Source organism: Aeromonas sp. Prich7-2, assembly GCF_017939255.1.
Classification (GTDB): Bacteria; Pseudomonadota; Gammaproteobacteria; order Enterobacterales; family Aeromonadaceae; genus Aeromonas; species Aeromonas caviae.
In genome coordinates this window covers 1-3,714 of sequence record NZ_JAGKRI010000084.1, presented here as the reverse complement: position 1 = coordinate 3,714, position 3,714 = coordinate 1, and the positions used below count along the sequence as shown (strand labels likewise).

The following is a 3,714-nucleotide window of genomic DNA, read 5'->3' as shown; positions in this document are numbered from 1 at the left end:
TAAGAAGTTGCTTGAGGTACTGGGTTGCATTGATAATAGTCATGGCTTCGGGCGTGTCGGTTTTTTTTTGCGATTAAATCAGATCACAAACGAAGCCTTTTTTCTATCTATTTCAATTGGTTGTAGCTAAAGATCCTGTACATGTACCTGAACTAAGTTCCAGCTCTTCCAGTACACTCACGGTTTTGCTAAATGATACGGTTCTCAGATTTGCATTCAACCTCATATTAGCCATGCCACACCTCTCATTATTATTGTTATTATATGTTTTTTTCTTTGGTTTGATCGTGTGATATGGGATCCCCACACCAATCAGCAATCCATTCATTGTTCTTCAAAATTTCATTCTTAAGTTTTTCTCTGTCTAAGAAAAACATGTTTGGCTTATCAATAGTATCTTTCCCTGAGTTAATATCTGGGACATATCCATCAGGAATCAATGCGTTTGATCCTACATGAACCCCCTCCAGCCCTTTCCTAAAAATTGTAGCCAAAACGTCTTTCAACAGTGCTAATGCATTTGATATAAAACTGTCTGTCGGTTCCTCGACTGATAGCAAAACAAAATCCAGTCTTAGAAGCCGGAAAAAGAATGACGATGTACCATATGTTTTTTTATCCACAAATGACTGCACTGATCTTTTCATCTTGGCATATTGTTTTTTAGTACAACGAATCAATGCAGTAAACGGTATCACTCTAAGATCGCTTAATTCATTTAATTCATTTGAAACACCCAAGTTCAGACTGTAATCATCTCGTCTAGGTGAATATTCAATACCTTGCTCGATCAGCTTAAACCAAGTAGCCCGTGATTTTTTAACTTTCGTCCCTGATATCCATCGCTGACCATCTATACTGTAACAGATCCCCTGTGGCTCACGATTATCAGCTCTCCACGGCTTGACCATTACATTATGCTCGCGCAACCCAGTGACAAATTTAGTCATGTTGTTCGGCTGGTTTTTAAAAACCACGTCCATTGCATCCCTAATTATACAGGCGGGATCATGCATAGCATGAAAGCTCCCTCTACCACGGCCATTTTTAATATTGACTATGCTATACTCATGACCGAAATTTGCTTCAGGACTTTTACAGTTCGCCAATCCCAATTCAATTTCTATTTTTCGAGCAGCGTCAACACCCCGAGCGTAGTCATTACTATCATCAACTAAGGTTCTGTCAAGTTTTACTCTACATGCCACAACATGTACATGTAGAGAGCTTGTATCGCGGTGTATAACAGATGTCCATCGAGTATCGCTACCATATCCCAATTCACTCATTAGCAGCCTAGCTGCAACTAGACATTGATATGGCGTTAATGATTCATCAGGGCTCAATGATAGTGAATAATGTGCACATAGTTGGTTTCCTGTGCCTGCATACAATGATGCCTGCATATTCAACTCCATGAGTAGTGGCCCGATGTCATAATCAGAGACCTCACCTCTTTCATTCAATGTAATATTTGGTCTATTAATTACACCACCACCGAGATGATAAACCTGTGATGGCATGGATTTTCGTTTCCTACCAATATGTATAGCTCGGTAAATATAAGACAGTCTGTACTGGAAGTTTGGGCCGAACCTGTGTTTTTCAAAATTCATTTCAACTTCACTCCAATCAGAGCTTTTTCAATTCCTATAAACAGAGAATTTATAGATGATAAAGCCTGCATCACTGGAGAGTTATCACTACTGTCAGTAATAAATTTATAAACGTCACTACCGACTTCAGCTTGTCTAATCAACAACATGATTTGATTTAAATTCGATGATATATTGTATAACCCCTCGAGCAATCTCACACGATCATCATATGAAAAATCTGGTGAGATATTACTGTCTGGTTCCCGGAGAGCCAAAAACCGAATCAGGCTAGACTTTTTGGGAATGCCATAGGTTTTACTATGCTTAGTTAAAACACGTTGCTCAGCTGCATTAAATGAGATTCGGAGCATTAAACTGCGTTTTTCATCAGCTGATTTTTTGGGTCTACCAGATCGTGGTTTTCTGTTCATTGCCTGCACCTTTATAATAATTATTAGTAGTGTTATGCGTTGTATTTTTCAAACCAACCTATTAAATAGACATTAAAACATAGCTGGTTTAGCGTTTTTTCAAAAAATATACAATAAATTTATACGAAGTCACATTCAGAAATGAGCTAAATTATGCGGTAATATTTAATGCTCACTCTAATTATAGTATTGCAAACACTAAATATAATATCAACAATTTTTTGAGCTAAATTATTAATTTAACGACTAACGTTATCAATGGCATTGGCGAAAGTTAATATTTAAAATATGAAATTAACTAGACTTATATGGTGAATTTAATTTTCTTCCGTAAAATTAAAACTATGGCATAGGCTGATTAAATTTATATAAAAAGGTATGCTCTCATCCTATGACAGACATACCTTTTCTAGAGCTGGTCGAACCAATGATGTCATATAAGCTCAAGGCTATGAGATAAAAGCTTCCCAAATGATTGATCATCAACATAACCCGCATGATCATTTTTACGCATATTTTTTATCTGACTCAGCACAGTAAAAAAGCACTCCTCACATAGATGTACCTCATATGCCGTACCATCATGTTTCGAACCATAACCCCATTTTGCAGTCAGGGCCCCAAACTGAGGATTATACAAATTTTGGTTCATATGTGGAGTTGTGCTTTTATGGCATGCGTCACACTGAATATCAGCTATAACCTCAACCTCTTTTGTGGTCATTATTTTCATCGAACACTCGCTATACATGTAGAGTAATGGACGAATAGCATTAACAAAAATGTCTCATGCCACTCTAAACAAAATTTATTATAGTCGAATGAATAAAAAAAGCAGCCTTACGGCTGCTTTCAATACCACGATAATTGTGGATTAGATCAAATAATCCTCTAAGGACTTTCCGCTAGCAACGCCCTCAGCGATGGCTTTCGGCATACGGCCTTGACCAGTCCAGGTTTTTTCCTGGCCATCTTCGTGATACTTGTACTTTGCGGGACGCGGCGCACGCTTGGATTTTTCCTTTCCTTCAGCTTTCGACGGAGCTGCACTGCCAACCAGTTCGATGGGGTCAATCCCTGCGTTTTTCAGCATCTCGCTGAATTCCTCGAGCTTACGCAGACGCTCGGCATTTTCCTCCTGATATCGGAGCTCAGCAGCCTCACGCTCTGTAAACACCTCATCAAATTTGCTCTTAATCTCGACCAGTTGTTCGAATGGCAGTTCACGCAAAGCAGCCCGGAGACTACGAATGTTCAGCAGTGTTTTGATAAAATCGTTCATGGATATCACGCCTAAAAAGTTATTTGTTTATCGACTAGCATTATCTCCTAGCAGTAGTTTGGTGCCAATATTTTTCGATAAATTATTTAAGTTGCACAGGGAGGGTATGTTTGTTCGTTCAACGTGAACTGCATGCAATCCTCTCACCGGAGATCGACCTTCAACGGGTTCCATTAGTTACTGCTAGACTAGTTTATTCATGCTGGCAGGGATCTGGTGATGACGACAATCATTCTGCTAATCGTAGCCCTCAGTACCCCAGGGCGAGATCGTGAACATTTTGTTAAAAATTAAAAATAGTTTTTTGCCTACAAAACAAATACTTATAGGCCTGTGATATGCAGTTAACTTTATAGTCAGGATCGCCTTCACACTTTTTAATCGTCACTGCACGTCATTTCAG

4 protein-coding genes are annotated in these 3,714 nt (G+C 38.8%); all 4 read right to left on the bottom strand.

Going from position 1 to position 3,714, the window contains the following annotated elements; all coding sequences use genetic code 11:
* Positions 1-260: 260 nt before the first annotated feature.
* Complete coding sequence (locus J9892_RS14460) at positions 261-1,523, bottom strand: relaxase/mobilization nuclease domain-containing protein (protein ID WP_180911180.1); 1,263 nt, start codon at positions 1,521-1,523, stop codon at positions 261-263.
* An 89-nt stretch (positions 1,524-1,612) separates the two neighbouring features.
* Positions 1,613-2,029 carry a hypothetical protein gene (locus J9892_RS14455; RefSeq protein ID WP_185227617.1) on the bottom strand — a complete coding sequence of 139 codons (417 nt, stop codon included), beginning with the start codon at positions 2,027-2,029 and terminating at the stop codon, positions 1,613-1,615.
* A gap of 433 nt (positions 2,030-2,462) precedes the next feature.
* The gene (locus tag J9892_RS14450; RefSeq protein ID WP_202015744.1) at positions 2,463-2,762 is read right to left on the bottom strand and encodes a hypothetical protein; all 300 of its coding nucleotides are present in this window, start codon (positions 2,760-2,762) and stop codon (positions 2,463-2,465) included.
* Positions 2,763-2,903: 141 nt separating this feature from the next.
* Positions 2,904-3,311 (bottom strand): H-NS family nucleoid-associated regulatory protein, encoded by a 408-nt coding sequence (locus tag J9892_RS14445; RefSeq protein WP_190283668.1) that lies wholly within the window; start codon positions 3,309-3,311, stop codon positions 2,904-2,906.
* Positions 3,312-3,714: the final 403 nt, after the last annotated feature.

Bases quoted from the DNA above. Each gene is read 5' to 3' on its own strand.
- J9892_RS14450 (WP_202015744.1), bottom strand. From the start codon at position 2,762: ATGAAAATAATGACCACAAAAGAGGTTGAGGTTATAGCTGATATTCAG.
- J9892_RS14445 (WP_190283668.1), bottom strand. From the start codon at position 3,311: ATGAACGATTTTATCAAAACACTGCTGAACATTCGTAGTCTCCGGGCT.
- J9892_RS14460 (WP_180911180.1), bottom strand. From the start codon at position 1,523: ATGCCATCACAGGTTTATCATCTCGGTGGTGGTGTAATTAATAGACCA.
- J9892_RS14455 (WP_185227617.1), bottom strand. From the start codon at position 2,029: ATGAACAGAAAACCACGATCTGGTAGACCCAAAAAATCAGCTGATGAA.